Annotated in this window: 22 protein-coding genes; 7 read left to right on the top strand and 15 right to left on the bottom strand. The window is 43.4% G+C overall.

What is annotated here, in order from left to right:
• Nucleotide 1 precedes the first annotated feature (1 nt).
• Nucleotides 2-595 carry a TetR/AcrR family transcriptional regulator gene (locus tag VL525_RS05750; protein ID WP_325384284.1) on the bottom strand — a complete coding sequence of 198 codons (594 nt, stop codon included), beginning with the start codon at nt 593-595 and terminating at the stop codon, nt 2-4.
• 68 nt (nt 596-663) lie between these two features.
• Nucleotides 664-1,908 carry an alpha/beta hydrolase-fold protein gene (locus tag VL525_RS05745; RefSeq protein ID WP_325384282.1) on the bottom strand — a complete coding sequence of 415 codons (1,245 nt, stop codon included), beginning with the start codon at nt 1,906-1,908 and terminating at the stop codon, nt 664-666.
• 81 nt (nt 1,909-1,989) lie between these two features.
• Here VL525_RS05745 and VL525_RS05740 point away from each other — a divergent pair, with 81 nt between their 5' ends.
• A complete protein-coding gene (locus VL525_RS05740) occupies nt 1,990-2,610 on the top strand; it encodes a hypothetical protein (RefSeq protein WP_325384280.1) in 621 nt (206 codons plus the stop codon).
• A gap of 9 nt (nt 2,611-2,619) precedes the next feature.
• Here the strand turns inward: VL525_RS05740 and VL525_RS05735 are convergent, their stop codons facing one another.
• The 3 genes from VL525_RS05735 to VL525_RS05725 all read right to left on the bottom strand — a co-directional run bounded on the left by VL525_RS05735 (nt 2,620) and on the right by VL525_RS05725 (nt 4,507).
• Entirely contained in the window at nt 2,620-3,375 is a 756-nt protein-coding gene (locus VL525_RS05735) for an ABC transporter permease (RefSeq protein WP_325384278.1), read from the bottom strand.
• A 16-nt stretch (nt 3,376-3,391) separates the two neighbouring features.
• Nucleotides 3,392-4,171, bottom strand: coding sequence for an ABC transporter ATP-binding protein (locus VL525_RS05730; RefSeq protein WP_325384276.1), 780 nt, complete (start codon nt 4,169-4,171; stop codon nt 3,392-3,394).
• A gap of 120 nt (nt 4,172-4,291) precedes the next feature.
• Complete coding sequence (locus tag VL525_RS05725) at nt 4,292-4,507, bottom strand: hypothetical protein (protein WP_325384274.1); 216 nt, start codon at nt 4,505-4,507, stop codon at nt 4,292-4,294.
• A gap of 223 nt (nt 4,508-4,730) precedes the next feature.
• Between VL525_RS05725 and VL525_RS05720 the strand changes: the two genes are divergently transcribed.
• Nucleotides 4,731-5,093, top strand: coding sequence for a hypothetical protein (locus tag VL525_RS05720; protein ID WP_325384272.1), 363 nt, complete (start codon nt 4,731-4,733; stop codon nt 5,091-5,093).
• Between the two features lie 148 nt (nt 5,094-5,241).
• Nucleotides 5,242-5,640 (top strand): response regulator, encoded by a 399-nt coding sequence (locus VL525_RS05715; RefSeq protein ID WP_325384270.1) that lies wholly within the window; start codon nt 5,242-5,244, stop codon nt 5,638-5,640.
• Between the two features lie 73 nt (nt 5,641-5,713).
• Here the strand turns inward: VL525_RS05715 and VL525_RS05710 are convergent, their stop codons facing one another.
• Together VL525_RS05710 and VL525_RS05705 are read right to left on the bottom strand one after the other, a co-directional pair.
• Nucleotides 5,714-6,757, bottom strand: coding sequence for an EamA family transporter (locus tag VL525_RS05710; protein WP_325384268.1), 1,044 nt, complete (start codon nt 6,755-6,757; stop codon nt 5,714-5,716).
• 6 nt (nt 6,758-6,763) lie between these two features.
• Nucleotides 6,764-7,243 (bottom strand): Lrp/AsnC family transcriptional regulator, encoded by a 480-nt coding sequence (locus VL525_RS05705; protein ID WP_325384266.1) that lies wholly within the window; start codon nt 7,241-7,243, stop codon nt 6,764-6,766.
• Between the two features lie 211 nt (nt 7,244-7,454).
• Here VL525_RS05705 and VL525_RS05700 point away from each other — a divergent pair, with 211 nt between their 5' ends.
• On the top strand, nt 7,455-7,943 hold the full coding sequence (locus tag VL525_RS05700) for a hypothetical protein (RefSeq protein ID WP_325384264.1): 489 nt from the start codon (nt 7,455-7,457) through the stop codon (nt 7,941-7,943).
• 20 nt (nt 7,944-7,963) lie between these two features.
• Here the strand turns inward: VL525_RS05700 and VL525_RS05695 are convergent, their stop codons facing one another.
• The 4 genes from VL525_RS05695 to VL525_RS05680 form a co-directional block, all read right to left on the bottom strand.
• A complete protein-coding gene (locus tag VL525_RS05695) occupies nt 7,964-8,326 on the bottom strand; it encodes a helix-turn-helix transcriptional regulator (protein WP_325384262.1) in 363 nt (120 codons plus the stop codon).
• A gap of 107 nt (nt 8,327-8,433) precedes the next feature.
• Nucleotides 8,434-8,796: a hypothetical protein gene (locus VL525_RS05690; RefSeq protein WP_325384260.1), complete on the bottom strand. Its 363-nt coding sequence runs from the start codon at nt 8,794-8,796 to the stop codon at nt 8,434-8,436.
• Between the two features lie 132 nt (nt 8,797-8,928).
• Nucleotides 8,929-9,720 carry a hypothetical protein gene (locus tag VL525_RS05685; protein ID WP_325384258.1) on the bottom strand — a complete coding sequence of 264 codons (792 nt, stop codon included), beginning with the start codon at nt 9,718-9,720 and terminating at the stop codon, nt 8,929-8,931.
• 90 nt (nt 9,721-9,810) lie between these two features.
• On the bottom strand, nt 9,811-10,515 hold the full coding sequence (locus VL525_RS05680; protein ID WP_325384256.1) for a DUF1080 domain-containing protein: 705 nt from the start codon (nt 10,513-10,515) through the stop codon (nt 9,811-9,813).
• Between the two features lie 306 nt (nt 10,516-10,821).
• Between VL525_RS05680 and VL525_RS05675 the strand changes: the two genes are divergently transcribed.
• Nucleotides 10,822-10,977, top strand: coding sequence for a hypothetical protein (locus VL525_RS05675; RefSeq protein ID WP_187359615.1), 156 nt, complete (start codon nt 10,822-10,824; stop codon nt 10,975-10,977).
• Between the two features lie 66 nt (nt 10,978-11,043).
• Here the strand turns inward: VL525_RS05675 and VL525_RS05670 are convergent, their stop codons facing one another.
• The gene (locus VL525_RS05670; RefSeq protein WP_325384253.1) at nt 11,044-11,841 is read right to left on the bottom strand and encodes a DUF5995 family protein; all 798 of its coding nucleotides are present in this window, start codon (nt 11,839-11,841) and stop codon (nt 11,044-11,046) included.
• 77 nt (nt 11,842-11,918) lie between these two features.
• A complete protein-coding gene (locus VL525_RS05665; RefSeq protein WP_325384251.1) occupies nt 11,919-12,431 on the bottom strand; it encodes a GNAT family N-acetyltransferase in 513 nt (170 codons plus the stop codon).
• A 570-nt stretch (nt 12,432-13,001) separates the two neighbouring features.
• Here VL525_RS05665 and VL525_RS05660 point away from each other — a divergent pair.
• On the top strand, nt 13,002-13,577 hold the full coding sequence (locus tag VL525_RS05660) for a hypothetical protein (RefSeq protein ID WP_325384249.1): 576 nt from the start codon (nt 13,002-13,004) through the stop codon (nt 13,575-13,577).
• 222 nt (nt 13,578-13,799) lie between these two features.
• Nucleotides 13,800-14,399, top strand: a complete 600-nt coding sequence (locus VL525_RS05655) for a hypothetical protein (RefSeq protein WP_325384247.1) — start codon at nt 13,800-13,802, stop codon at nt 14,397-14,399.
• A gap of 35 nt (nt 14,400-14,434) precedes the next feature.
• On the opposite strand, the gene VL525_RS05650 is transcribed toward VL525_RS05655, so the two are convergent.
• Nucleotides 14,435-15,184 carry a hypothetical protein gene (locus VL525_RS05650; protein WP_325384245.1) on the bottom strand — a complete coding sequence of 250 codons (750 nt, stop codon included), beginning with the start codon at nt 15,182-15,184 and terminating at the stop codon, nt 14,435-14,437.
• A gap of 108 nt (nt 15,185-15,292) precedes the next feature.
• Nucleotides 15,293-15,712, bottom strand: coding sequence for a VOC family protein (locus VL525_RS05645; RefSeq protein WP_325384243.1), 420 nt, complete (start codon nt 15,710-15,712; stop codon nt 15,293-15,295).
• Between the last annotated feature and the right edge of the window lie 80 nt (nt 15,713-15,792).

Genomic DNA, 15,792 nt, shown 5'->3' with positions numbered 1-15,792 from the left:
TTTATCTGCGGAGCTTAGTTTCTATCAACCGTTCCAATTGATCCAGGCTTTGACCAGCATAACTCCTGTCGCCGGATATTTTTGACAGGGTAAAACCGCCTTCTATCATTGCGATCATCAGTGAGGCAAACCCGGCAGAGTTGGCGCTTTCCCGGAATTCGCCCTGCATTTTTCCCTGCTGTACGATGGCCGAGATGCTTTTATGCCACCTGCCAAGCGCGTCGTTCACCCGTTCCTTTAATTTTGGATGGGTGTCGTCGGCCTCAGAACCTGCATTGACTATCGGGCATCCATTCGAAAGCACAGGCGACTGCAATCCATCCCGGTAAACATCTATAAATGCTTTAAGCTTGCCGGTTGCGGTCCGTTCCGATGCCTGCCTTATCCGCACCTGTTCTATCAGCGCCGACATGTTATAATCAAAAGCAGCAAGCGCAACTTCGTCCTTGTCGGAAAAATTGCCATAAATAGAACCCTTTGTCAGGCCGGTGGCATCCGTCATATCGGTAAGCGAAGTGCCCGCATAACCTTTTTGATTAAACAGCGGGGCCGTTTTTTCCGTGATAAATCTCCTGGTACGCTCAGCTTTTCCCATACCCCAAATATAATGAAAATACCTTTCGGTATTTTAGTTAAATTCGCCGGTGAAATTAGCCCGGCAACTTATTTATCCGCCTGCAGTTTTTCCAGCTTCTTTTTTGTATCCGCATTGTCTTTCAACTCCAGCGACCTTTTATAACTTGCTATCGCTTTATCCTTATCTTTCTGTGCGCTGTAATAATCGCCCATACTGTCGTAGGCATTGGCGCTTTCCGGGTAGTTATGGATATTTAGCGAAAACATGGAGAGCGCCTTATCCTTCATCCCTTGCTGCATATAATAGTAACCCATTTCATTAACCATACCTTCCGGCGGCAACATGGCGTAACCCATCCGGCGCGACACATTTTGGTAATGCGCTGTCAGCGCTGGTACCGGGTCAATTTTACCGTGTATATCGCTTAATTGCGACTTCAGCTCATCCGGCATGTTATAAAAACCAAAAAGGAAATGGAAGGCATCGTATTCTGTAATTAAAGGCACCGAACCATGGTCGTCGTCCTTATAATACTTGTACGAAAATTCCAGGCCGTTAGCCGGGTTGTCCTTTATGATATCCTTCAGGGTTATTATCGAACGTATATGATTGGTGCGGCCCGATGTATCAAGCCTCACCTGTAAGGTATCCATTCCAGGGGGCATTGTATTGGCTATGCCAAGAAATAGCGATTTCCCGTCAAACTTCCTTTCTTTGAACACGTCTTTAGCCTGCGTTAACAGTTTCCTTTTATCCCACCACATGCTGGGATCAATAGCGACGTACGAATTGAACATGGCCGGATGATTGATAACGATATTCATAACCGTCAATCCGCCAAAAGAATGACCGACCAGCACTTTATATGGGGCCACGGGGTAGGTTGATTCGATATGAGGCATCAGCTCGCTACTAATGAAAGACACAAATTTTTCGCCTCCGCCGGATGTTTTAAAATCTTTTTCAATATCGCCATCAGGGCCTAAAAGTGATCTCGTCGGTGTCAGGTCGCGCGTGCGGTCGGTATTTGGTATGCCTACCACAATCATTTCCGGGCAAACTGTATTTCCGTTTACACTGCTCAACTGCTGTATCATGCCTACCACGCTCGAAAAATGAGCATCCCCGTCGAGCAGGTACAGCACCGGGTATTTCTTTTTAGAATCGCTGGCGCCAGCAGGTACATATACCCATACCTTCCGGCTTTCGCCCAGTATTTTGGAATAAATGCTATCCGTTTTACCAATCGATATCTCATCCACTTTCGACGGGCGGCTGCACGAAACAAGTATCAGCAACAGAAACAAAGGTACGATGGGATAAAACTTCATAAAGGGTTTGTTTGGTTATGCTTAAAATTACTTAAATAAATAACAAAAGAAAAGAAACTGTTTTTTGCTTTAAATTATGATGTGTACAACAAAATATTGCCTGCCGTTGTTAACCTTAAAAACAAACAAGTAATTATGGGTAGTTTAGGGAAAATGGTATCAACCATCAGGCTGGATCTGGACAATTTGTCACAGGATGGGTTTCGCAAACTTTTTACCAACGTGGACCAGGTGAGCGTAAAGAAAAGTGTTGACCGCCAGGGCATCGATAAATTCATAGAACACTGTGCCCGCATGGCAGCAGTTAGCGGGGCTATATCAGGCGGCGGCGGTATATTTACCGTTGCAGTGGGCATTCCGCTGGACCTGGTAAACCTTGTTACCCAGCAGATAAGGGTTACATTAGGCATAATTTATTATACGAGGGGAGCCTACGAGATAACGTTTGATGAATTTTTATCGTACATGGCCGCTGCATTGCAGGTTGAAGCAGGTATAGCCATCACAAAAACCATCCTGGAACGTGGCTCAGAGAAAATGCTGCTCCGCATGGGAACCAAAACCGCCACACGGCTTATCCCGGTTATAGGAGGCGCTATAGGCGGCACAACCAATTACCTGTTCATCAAGCGTATGGCGGATAGAGTGAAACGCCTGCAGCCACAATTTCAGCCGCTAAGTGTACATGTAGAGGAATTTTGAACCGGCGGACTAACGGGTGCTCCATTTAAACCATTTGATACCTAATGTGGCGAAAATAATAGTGTACCCGATGGTGACCAAGAGCGCCATTGATGTATGATTTGTCCATTTTGCCGGTTCCAGTCCATTGGCCAATATTTCTCTCACGGTGCCATAGGGCGTCCATACAACAGCTTTTTTAAATTCGGGCCCAAAGGCATCGAACTGCCCAAACATGCCAACCATAATAAAAGCAAAATAAATGAGCCGGACGGATGAATTAACTGTTTCGGGATTTTGGATACGCCCGACTATAGCCTGGCCCAAAGCAAGGTAGACCGCGCCGCCAACAATTGAAACAAGAAAAGTTATGGCATAGCCAGACGCCGGCATCGTGATATGATCGAACTGGTAGCCCGAAATAAACACGACGATGGTAAGCACCAGGATGAGTGTTAACTGCACCAATAACCTGCTTGCCATAATCGTCCATAATGGCAGGGGCGAAACACGTAAGCGCTGGAAAACACCTTTCTCGCGGTCACGTGCAATAGAATTGGTGTATCCCATCAAACCGATGGCTACCAATCCTAATGTTATTGCGTTCGACAAAACAAATGCCCCACCGAACATAGGCATAGATGCCATGCTTTTCCACGAAAATACAATGATCATGGGAACGATCAACACCATGATAGTGGCCCGGCGATTGCGCCACAGCGTAGTATAATCGGCCTTTAATAAGGCCTTCATCACCTCTGAGGTTTTAGGAATATTAATTTCCATATAAATTTTTTGTTGTTTATGAACGGATAGCCTCGCCGGTAAGTGCAATGAATACATCCTCCAGTGTTATCTTTCCCCGTCGTGATACGGCTATTACTTCCGGGTCGTTGCGGTGTTTGTCTATCAGTGATTGCGGTGTTCCCGTAGCTATCACCCTGCCATGGTCGATAATGCTGATACGATCGCACACGGCTTCGGCCTCCTCCATCGAATGGGTGGTAAGCACCACGCCGTGGCCTTTTTCACGAATAGCCTCGATACGCGCCCATAACTGCCGGCGCGATTGCGGGTCGAGCCCGGATGTTGGTTCATCGAGCAATACCAGTTTAGGATCGTGAATAGTTGTTATGGCAAGCGATACACGCTGTTGCTGACCGCCTGATAGCTGACCAAATTTTTTTCCCTCGGCGTCGGCCAGGTTTATCTCTTTCAGTAATGCCGTTAATTTGTCCTGTGTCAGTTTCATTCCGTATATGCTGGCGTAAAGCTGCAATATTTCCGACACGTTTAATTCGGGCTGGAAGCTGGTCGACTGTAATTGCACTCCCATAGCCGCACGGGCATACAGTGGTTTTTGCAGCGTATCGTACCCGGCAACCGAAACCGTACCCGACTGTTGTTTGATAAGTCCTTCGATGGCGCTCAGGGTACTGGTTTTGCCGGCGCCGTTCGGGCCGAGCAAACCGAATATTTCGCCGTCCATTACATGAAATGAAACATCCTTTACAGCCTGAAATGTCCCGTAAAAAACGTTTAAATTATCTACTTGTAAAATATTGCTTTTTTTTGCCTCCATTGATACATATTTGGTCTCAAATTGACTCAAGATTAACCCAAATGTTACCGGTTTGCAAATAATTGTGACAAATTGTGCGATTCCCGTTACGAAATAATGAGGTCATTTAAAACGGAAGGTTCAGTCTTTGCTTCGTGAGGAAGCAAGCAGAATAATACCACCAATAAATAATATACCTCCCGGATACAGCAACCAATCTAACGACTGGCGCTTATCCGCCGACACCTGAAGCGGGCCAAAGTCAACTACCTTTTCCTTCTTCTTGTAAGTAACAACTGATAAAATGAGCATTGCCGCTCCTACTATTGTCAAGATGGCGCCAAGTTTCCTGTTCATTAGGCTATATGGTTAAAAAGTTCATTACTAATATCTTATTAAAGATGCATAAATGAAATTTTTGGCGCAAGACATTTTTCGCCTATCAAGAATTAATAAGGTAAATAAACCTAGTACACTATGGCCAGTCAAAAACGTGCAAAACACTTGAAAAATACCGTGAAAACACGGGTTTTTTTATTGTTTTTTATAATTTATGTTTGAGGAACAAAACACTAAACCCATGACTACTTTCATACCCCGCACAAACAGGCACTCCATGAAGGCATCTGAATACTTTATAAAACTGTCTGCCGAACTCGATATGGAAAAGTATAAATTGCAGAAATACAAGGAGTTGTTTATGCTTGCCAGCTTCCAGGTAATGCATGACTCCGACCTGGCTTACAACGATATTTATATTAAGTGTTCTCAAAATGCTTCATCAAAAGATAGTTTGTTAAGTTGCCTAGACCAGGAAGAACAGCTTTCTTACAAACACCCCGATTGTTTTGATAATAACACCTACAGGCAAAACCTTTTGAAAGTATCTTCCGAAATAAAGCACCAGCTTGCCTCCGGGTCACTTGATTTTTTATTTTTGTAACCTTCCGTCCTATCGCTGTCATCAACACAGTTGCCGCCCTTGTTAATAAATTGTTACAATATTTTTCACAGGACACCGCAAACAAATTAAGCGTTAATATTATTATGATATAAATCTAACTTATTAACCTATGGATAAATACCTACTCATGAAAAAGCTTGTTATTATTGACGATGATCCGATCGATCATTTTGTGATGAAACATGCCCTTAGAGGTAAGAATTATTTCGATACCACAACCTATACCATTTATGGTTCCCTCATCCTTGATTACATCGAAGAGAACCGCGCAAAACCTGAAAAGTTACCAGATGTGATCATCCTTGACCTGAACATGCCAGTGTTCAGCGGTTGGGATTTCCTTGAACGGTTTCAGCAAATGCAGGCGGGCATTCAAAAAAATATAAAAGTGCATGTCCTTTCCTCATCCATCAGGCCAAGCGATAAGGAAAATGCCGAAAAGTACCCATTTGTGAGGTCATTTATATCTAAGCCTTTAGAATCCGGTATGATCGATAACATCGCCCATAAACAATATGCAGATTAAGAACTCATCGCCTGATATATTAAAAAAAACCTTCCATGTACCAATGGAAGGTTAAAAGTCTTTTACCATTTGATCACTTTGTTCTTGATGCAATACATAAATCGTTTGCTGTGGCTTCTAAACGCAGGTCATCGGCACGTTCTTTTGCACGCCTTATTTCCGGGTTTTTTACAACGTCTTTCGTACCCTTATCTTTACGGTATTTGCTTAGATTGATCAATAACACGCTGATCAGGATAACCATGAGGCCGCTTATCTGCATCAGGCTGATGTGTTCATGGGCGAACAACACCCCGAGGGCTACAGCGATAACCGGGTTTACATAAGCGTAAGTACTCACCTGTGTTGCCGGGCGGACCTGCAGCAGCCACACATAAGCGCTGAATGCCGCTATCGATCCAAATACGATAAGATAAACCAGCGCCAGCCAGGATTGTACCGGCACCTGCGACAAGTTGAGCCCCGAAAATTCATGATTTAAAAGGCTTCCGGGTAAAAACACGATACCTGCTATGATCATTTGCCAGGCTACATTCACTGCCGCCGATCCTTCGCTCGGATGGTGTTTTGAATAGATCGATCCCCCCGACCATGAAATTGAGCCGAAAATAAGAAGCACCATCGAAAATATCTTTATGCCGGAATTACTACTTCCAAACATGCCACCCAGTTGTTCGCCAAATAGCAACAACACCCCGATAAAGCCAACGATAAGACCAATGATGGTGGATCTGTTCCTGAAATTGACGCCCCAGTTTTGCTTATCGAGCAGCACAAACCATATCGGGGCGGCTGACACCAATATGGCAACCATAGCGCTTGGCAGCGTTTGTTCTACCCATATTACAACCCCATTGCCCCCACCGAGCAATAACAAACCCACGATAGCCGAGGTTACAAGGCTGCTGCGGATGAATATTTTCTCTCCCTTTATAATGCACCAGGCAAGCAGGATGATACCGGCCGTAAAAAATCGCATAGCCCCCATTAACAGCGGTGGCAGCCCTTGTATGGCCATGCGTATAAAAAAGTAGGTCGATCCCCAAACCAGGTACACCGTAGCAAATGCGATGATGACCATTAAAGTTGAGGCCGGCTTGGTTTTGTTGAGTGTCATAACTTTTTATTCTTCAGGTATAACTAATTGTTGTTGTTCTTTAACTGTCTCCAGCACTATAGTGGTACGCGTACTTAGCAGATTGGGTATCTTACTGAATTTGCCCCGCATCAGGCTCATCAGCGTCGATGAGTCATAAGTGCGCACCTTAACCAGGTAGCAATCTTCACCGGCTATGTGATGAACTTCCTGCACTTCGGGTATTTCAGCAAGCATCTTTGCCGTATCGTTGCATCCCGGGCCGTCAGCAGCCTTCATAAAAATAAAGGCCAGCATTTTTTGTCGCAGCGCATCCGGGTTAATGTGTGCCGTGTATTGCTGTATCACCCCTTTTTGCTCAAGCTTTTTAACGCGCTCCAGCACGCCCGACGGCGCCATGCCCAATTCGCGGGCCAATTCAGCGTTGCTGATACGGGCGTTTTCCTGCATCAAACGCAAAATGTGCAGGTCTACTTTGTCAAGTGCAATTTCCGTCTCTGTTATCATACAGTAAATGTAAGCTTATATAGAATATAGTTCATAATAATATTATAAAAAATGAATTTAATTCGACAAAACTCGCTATTACGTGTTTAAACGCCTATCCGTAGCTTCCGACCTGTTTTCAATCTTCCGGTATTTTCGAACCAAAATTGAACAATTTAGCGGCCTGTTTATTCACTTTTCAATGATGATTATTTGTTAACTTTGAATACTTATGAAAATAAAATTGTCGCTCTTCGCTTTGCTGACCGTTAGCCTATTAAACGGCTGCCTGAAGGATAGTCAACAGCCGGTAACCCATAGTAATGACGTAAATGTTAGCCTGACAGGTACCTGGACAGCAGTTTCAGGAAGGGTCACTTATTACGATGCAACAGGTAATGTTGCATTTAACGCTATAGTGACACCAAATAGCCTCGAGTTTGACGGCAGTTCGTCGGTTAAGGAAACGGATGCGGAGGGCTCTTTAACACCGGGCGCCTACAACATCAGCACGACAGGCAATATTGATTATATAACTATCCAGAACACCACAGGTAGTGACAAATACGCTATCGTCAGCCTGCAGCCGCGAAAGTTGACTTTATCCGAAACTATTTCGTACCCGGACGGCAATACCCTGCAAGCCGGAGAAATAACGATTACTTATTACTCATCGGTACAGGTAAATACTTATACAAAAAATGATTTGCCGCGGAATTGAGATCATTCCTTAATAGGCCATTAAACAGCTTTACGCCCCTCGCCTTCGAGGCTTTCGCGTAATTCCTTCATTTCTATTTCATACACACGCATACGCGCTTGCAGTATATCTACTTCCGTACGGAGCATTTGGATCTCGGTGATAAGTTTGGCAGAATCGGGCTTATCGAGTTTCTTTTCCCCTGTGCCAACAATAAGCCATTCCGGCGAATATTTGAGCTGGAAACAAAGTTTACGGATAAGGTAATAGCTTACTTCCTGCTTCCGATTGATCACTTTGCTGATAAACCCCTGGTCGACACCAATAGCATTGGCCAATGCCAATTGACCGCCGTGGTCCTTTACAATGATCTTTAACCTTTTTACTATTGCGTCGTCGGTCATACCGCTCTTTTTCTGCAATAATAGTCAAAGCCTTTATAAAACCAAATATTAAATAAAAACCCGGCAGGTATGGGCCGGGCAACTTAAAAAAAGCGTGTTATGTCAGGTCAGGACACCTCAACTCCGTCAGATACGCCCCTTAGTTCGTTTATTTTAATAAGTAACGCTCCAAGCCGGGTATAGTAAATTGCGAGGGTTATTTCGCGGTTCTTGTAATCATCCATTAACTGGTCAAACTGTGCTTTTACTTCTTTCGCTCCCTGCTGATCAACCAACTCTATTGCCGGGTTACTCAGTGCTGCTTTGATAGCATTTACCTTTAATTCGGCCGACCTGAGCATAAAAAGCGGCGGCACATTTTTATTGGCCCTTAAGATCACATCAACTTTATCAGCGTTTTGCTTATCGTAACGGGCGATCAGGTAAATGACCGCGAAACCAACAACCAGGAAAAGTATAACAATATTCATAAACCGTAATAAATAAGTTAAAAGAATTGCACGGGCGAAAAAAAAGCCTCCTCTGCCATTCTTCTACGTGAACACAGTCAATAGGTTACAGAATTTTTTGGAATTTTCTTAACAACGGTCCAACCCGGCGTTTTACGGCACCATCCAGCCTGTGGTGGTCTTTATCTCTTCATAATCATAGCCGATATTGCCGGCCATTGGTATGCCATTATAGAAGGCGTAAAATGAAGTTTTGGTATAGTCGCCACCAACGTCAATTGAAAGCTGGTCGCCGGGTTTACCTACAAATTCGTAGGTAAATGTGCCTTTCATATCTGCCCTGTTGCTTAGTATGACTGAAGTATCGGCAGGGGCTGTTGATGCGGCATGGCGCACAGCAACGATAACACTGTACGTAGCGGATGAATCGCTTTGAACCACTACTCTTACAATATTCCCGTTAACATCTGCACCGGTTTGTTTTTTCAACAAAATATTTGATATGCTTTGCGCAGATACCGGCTCGCTGTTTGAATAATAAATATAGGGTTCGCTTGCTATAAGTTTCAGTGTTTGTCCATCTGCAAATAGCACCTGGTAGTTTATATCGGTGCCATCCGGCTCCGTAACATCCAGGTATACAAATCCATTAGTGGTGCTAAGCGTGTAGGAACCTTCGATCTTAGTTTGAATATCCTGGAAAATGGTTACGTGAGAAAACCCATCGAACTGCAGCGCGGGCGAAGCAACAAACTGTAAAGGCGCAAGGGTTTTGCCTGTGGCGTCCACTATCTTTTGGCTTTCCATAGGGAATAGCCAAATACCTTTAAGCTGGGCGTTGATATGGGAAAGGTCGGCAGGCGTGATATTCACAACCGTACTTGTATCCTTTTTGCAGCTAGCAAAAATGGCCGCCGCAAACAAAACGTATAAAAACTTTTTCAACTTGCTGAATATTAACTTACACTAAAGTATTTATACGCTGTTGCGGCGGTATTGTTACAGGTTTTACTAATAAGTAATGAGCGATAGATGTTATAACTGGCGTATTTTAACATTCCGGAACGAAATGTGATGCCCATGGTCCTGCAAGGCTATATGGCCTTTATGATAGGCAGCAAAGCCTTTCCAGTTTTTGAATTTGCTTTTGGCTACAAGCGCCGGCCAGTTAGCATCCCATAAATGTGTTTTTACAGTTTGCGTACCGTTGAGCCAGAACGTAAGTTCGCCGTTTTTCATACGTATTACGGTATGGTTCCACTCGCCGGCTGGATTTTCAACTTCCTTTGCCGGGGCTATGATATCATAAAGTGACCCGGCCAGGTGATTTTGCTGTTTGTTATCTTCAGCCTTTTTATCGTCGAGCAACTGGTATTCCGGTCCGGTAAGGTAGGTGGCATCATATTGCTTATCTTCATTCACCAAAAAAATGATCCCGCTATTTCCTTCTTCGGATATGTTCCAGTCTATCGAAAGCTCAAAATTTTCATACTCCCCATCGGTAACAATATCGCCCCTATCGTCTTTAACTGCCGGATCCAGCTGTAGTACGCCATCGTTCACTGTCCACCCTGGCCCTGCTGTTGTTTTGTGAAAAGTATGCCAGCCCGTGGTGGTTTTTCCATCGAATAGTAAGTGCCATCCCTGCTTCTTTTCTTTAGCGGTCAATTCATTATTGGTTTGTGCCAGCAGGCTGCTGCATGCAACAAGCATTGCAGGAACGATAAGTAGTTTTTTCATAAGTAAATGTTTTGCGGTTATCTGGTAAAAATAGAAAAACCGGAATGATTTACCTGTCTGAAGAACAATAATTTTACATCCGAGGCAACGAGGCACAAACCTTTCATTTACATACAAGTGAAAAGGTCATACCCTTAGACCGAACTCAAAACCGGCTATTTATTTGTAACATTTTTGTTATTGAAATTCAGCAATTTAAATCCCTAAACAAAAAATTTCTCTGATTGAAATTAAATTTCTCAAAACATTAATAAAATTATCGTGTTGCTTTTTTAATTGTCTAATTGATTAACTTAATAAAACACTATGAAAAAGTTATTTGCAGCGTTGATTTTATCAACATTTACTTTAGGGGCATTTGCGGCGACCGGACCTGTTATGAAACAGGACACCAGTAAGCACAAAATGAAAAAAGACACCACGATGAAGAAGGACACTTCGAAAAAACCACCAAAGAAATAAGGTAAATTTAATTTCATCGGAAGCCCGGCACTGCAACAGTCCGGGTTTTCGGTTTTTAACGGGGTTTCACTTGTTTATGACTATTTTTTGCTTCCTGTACCCGTTTAATATATTGATAACTTTCCGCACATTACCCACCTCGAAAAGATGGATGATCCAAATAGTAAATCGGGCAAACCCTTTTGTCAGTACCAGGCTTTCGGCGAGCTTTTTGATAGTTTCATCGCGCTGCACTATAAATTGTTCCCGCTCACTTCCTGTTTTTTGTGAAAGATCTTCGGCAAAACACCAGGCGCCATCGCGGGCATTGTCAATACTAAACTGGATAAGCGTAAAATTACTGTTGGAGGCATGCAGCCCAAGTAACGAGAGCAACGGCGAGACCTGCCCAAGTTCATTTAACACCTGGTTAGTTAACGATGCGATAATAAGATTAATGGCGTCAAAGTCCGATTTTAAAATAGCTATTGGCTTGTCGCTGCAAAGATCAGCAGCCGCTATGCCAAGATCGAGGTTGATATGTGCATTCATGCCAAGCAGCAATTGCTGTAATACCAATACCGACGAGCGTTCGGCCTGCTTAAAAGCTACTACCCACGAATTTGTGGGCAGCTGGCCCTTTTGCCATTTGCAATATGCGTCAAGGTAGCGATTGGCAAACATTACATCGAGTTCGCCAAGTTGCCTGCCATCATTAAACTGGCCTGCCTCTATCCCTTCCTTTACAGCCTTGGTTACCTTCAGGTATAACGCAGCGAAATAGCCCAGCCTGCTTTTATTATTAATGCTTTCAGCTATAATATCTTCCAGTGTGGCTATTACCTCGTCGATTGTTTTGGCGGGGCTTATTTGCTTAGGCTCCATTATCTCAAAGGGTTAGATGAAATGCAACTAAAGCTATCGTAATATTCTCAATAAACCAACACGTGTTTTAACGTTACTTACAAAAGGGTATTTAGCCTCTTTTCATAACAATAGAATCTTAGTCCCGGCCGAAAGCCCAAACCTATCTCGCCGGCAAAAACATAACCCAGCTTCGGGAAAAGGCGCTGTGTTGCAGCATTGGCCACATTTGTATCTACCCTCAGGTTTTTGATGCCGCGCTTTAGGGCTTCTTCTTCGGCTTGCTGCATAAGTTTCGCGGCTACACCCTGCCCCTGGTAACGGGTGCTCACCGCAAGGCGGTGTGTAACAATGGCAATTTCATTTATATCCCAGCCAACTTCTGCATATTCGGGCTCCTGCTCGGTGGTGATGGCAGATACCCCTGCTATGTCGCCTTCAGCATCGGCAACCCAAAGCCGCTCAAGTTTAATATCTTTTTCAAATACAGCGGCATTAGGGTAAGTGCTGTCCCACTGAAAATTGCCAGCGGCATTCATAACGGGCACCACTTCGGCTATCAATTTCATTATACCGGAGACATCGGCTAATGTGGCTGGGCGAATGTTCATGAAGCTAAATTATATAAATGAGCTTCGATTGAAAACCGGGTTTATAAAAATATCCGATTATGACATTAGGATGCCCGAAATTGCGCCTGTTGCAAACACAGAAAGGTTAATAAAGAATACAAATCTATAGTCAGCGCCTTTAATTATGAGCTTAGCGGCACTTATGAAGATTAATACGATATTAACTATAAATAACGGGCAACAATATATAAGGAATACGATACCTGCATTGCAGGGGCCGCCACCTTTCAAACCGCCGGAGAAAGACAAAAACAATATAAGGGAAAGAGTAAGTATATGATATACTGCGTGACGCCATGCGTGGCGGGCACGGAGGTAATTTATGAGATCGGTCATAATATGTTAAGGTTTATGTTTTAGAGCTGGCGAAAGCCCTGCTATTACAATATCTGATCATTTGTTACTTAATGGTGACGTGACTGGTTACTCATTTAATACAAAAAGTTATCTCGCATCCGGCAATTTTTTATTCTTAAAAATTTCTCTTGCTTTGTTCAGTTTTTCTTCTTTACTTTGAATATCAAAGTACTTTTATAAAACACCATAGCTATGGTTCAAGTCATCAGAAAAACTGCCCCTGTACTCAAAAGCTGGTTTGCTTATGCGGCAGCCATATCGCTTGTATGCGTTATCATTTACATTACCGTGCAGCAGGGTTACCGCCAGTCGGCCAACGATCCGCAGTTTGCGCTGGCGGAAGATGCGGCTAATGCCATTAGCAAAGGCATTGATCCTAAAACAGTGATCGGCTCTACCCCTGTTATCGAACTTTCACAAACTCTTTCGCCCTTCCTTGCCATTTATGGTACCGATGGCGGCCTGGCGGCCAGCAACGCAACGCTGGATGGGCGGGCGCTGAAAGTCCCCCGGGGTCTGCTTGACAACGCCCGCTTTAATGGCATGACAGCAGTAACCTGGCAACCCCGGTCCGGTATCAGGCAGGCAACGGTGTCTTTACATGCAAAAGGTTACATAGTAGTTGCCGGCCGGTCGCTCCGCATTACCGAGGAACGTATAAGTATGCTGGGGCGGCAGGTAGCTTTTGGCTGGCTATTGTCGATGGTTGGAATGGCAGTTGTCCTGTACGTGCAAAGCGCAATCAGCAGTAAACCTGAATTAGCCTGAAAAGAAAGGTTTAATATAGTTGGTTGTATTTAGAATGGTCCGGCGGAACTTTTGTTAAAAAGTTTTGGTCGGACCTACTTGTTATACCGCCACGCATTCTTCATTTCTGTTCAAATTTTCTACAAAAGATTTTTTAGATCGACTTTTAACTTTTACTAAAATTTTTAGTAAATTTGATCCTCTAAACCGGCTCATCAATTAAATAATTTAATTTTTTCGAAGATGACCGAACATAATACACTGATCGCGTTAAGCGCATTTGCCGGGCTTGCAGGCGCTATACTGTCACAACTGATGACGGGCTTATTCAGCTTTGTTAATGATCGCCGGAAGCACCAGCATGAATTGCGCCAGAAATTTCGTACCCGAAAAACTGAAGTGGGTGAAAATTTCTATTTCATGACCGGAGAACGCATGACCCTAATTCAAAATACCGTAAGGTACTGGAAGAACTGGAACGACACACGAAGCGAAAGCAGCCTTTCATTTCTTAACCAGGAAATGGTCAAGCTTTCTAAAACGATGGAAGAACTGAATAGTGAAAACTGGAAATACAACCTTGCGGGGTTATATTTCAATATTGGGTTCACGTACCGGGATATACTGGCAGCCAATGCAATCTCCCACAGGCATTACCTAAAAGTGCTGGACATGGGCGACAAGCTAAAAAAATGTAATGATTCAGAAAAAGAACAACTACAAGGGGCCTATGCCTGCGCTGTTTTTGATATGTGCGCCCATTATGAGCAGGTATATGCCCGCATGGAACAGGACATGAATAAAGTGAAAGAGGAGCTATTGCTTGATTATGCTTTGCACTAAGGAGCTTGCCACAGCCACTTAGTTGAGTTTCAGTTTCACTTTTCCAGCAATTTTTGGGCAAGGAGTATCAGGATAATAGCGATGAAAACCATGGCAACTATCGGCATCCTTTTACTAACAACGGTCTGATGAGGCTTTACTTTTTCATATCCCGACTTAAATGCCAGTATTACGCCGCCAATAAGCAAAAAGGCAATGGTGCTTTCAAGCAGTTTATTTGTTGAGGTGAGCATTGTTAACAGCAAAGCAATAAACAGAAAGATAGTTACATAGCTATACTTTTGATAAATAGAATACGGTCCCGCAATGGTTACGGGCGACTTTTCTGAGATCACCTTTTCCAGTTCGTCATACCCGTCTATCTCATAAGGTATTACAATAACCGTTTTCTTTGAGTCATAAACAAACAGACTCCCTCTGTATGTTTTTATGGCATGCATGATCTGCTTAAATTCTATTATCTTGTTTTCGTTTCTGTAATTAGTTTTGCCTATAACTTTGTCATTCATCATTACAATGTACCCTTTATATTTAGAGCCGACAGTGAAATAGATAATAACAATAGAGATAACACACAGCAGTAAAACTGCGAAGAAGTTTATCCATGGAACTAGAGCTGGCGAAACATCCTTGTCTTTTACCTGATTCAAGCTATCAGTTAAAGTGCCAAGTAAATATAAAAACGCCCAAATAACAATTACCAGCACTACGGACTTCAGTTTAATGCTGCGTACAAATTTTGGGTGGAGTTTATATTGGTGCAGCCCTTCGGATTCAGATATCATAAAAAAGATTTAGCTCGTTGCAATTTAGGCTTTTTCTAGATATTCAGTGTAAGCGGTATGTTAAAGGCATTTTTTCAAACTTACCAGATCCAATTATTGAACCGTCGCTTACAACACCTGGTTAAACTCCAGCCTTTCCCCATCCGGACCGAGGATATTAAAATACCGGCAACCTTTTTTCCAGAACGCCAGGAACACTGGCGCAGGCTCACGGATATCGAATCCTGCATTTTTGAGTACGGCGTAAGTTTGCTCAATATCATCCACATCAAATGCAATATGGTCGATATGTCCGTTTTTCCGGCTGCGGATCTCAGGCAGCTCTATTTCTGGCAGCTGATATAGCTCGATGGTGATGTCTTTCAACCGCATCATTATACATTTACCCCGGTGGCCATTATAATCGAACCCAGCCGTCATAACATCAGCAAAACCCAGCCGTTTATAAAACGCCACCGATACCTTCAGATCGGTAACCGGTATACCGATATGCTGCAGGCGGTTGATCTTCAAATTAATAGTTCTCAACTTTAGGGGATTCACTTATATAAATATAATATTTGTTTGCGAGAAATGATGCTAATTAATTGTACTTCCAATAATCTCTG

The organism is Mucilaginibacter sp. (assembly GCF_035492695.1).
Classification (GTDB): Bacteria; Bacteroidota; Bacteroidia; order Sphingobacteriales; family Sphingobacteriaceae; genus Mucilaginibacter.
This window is presented reverse-complemented; position numbering and strand designations above follow the sequence as displayed.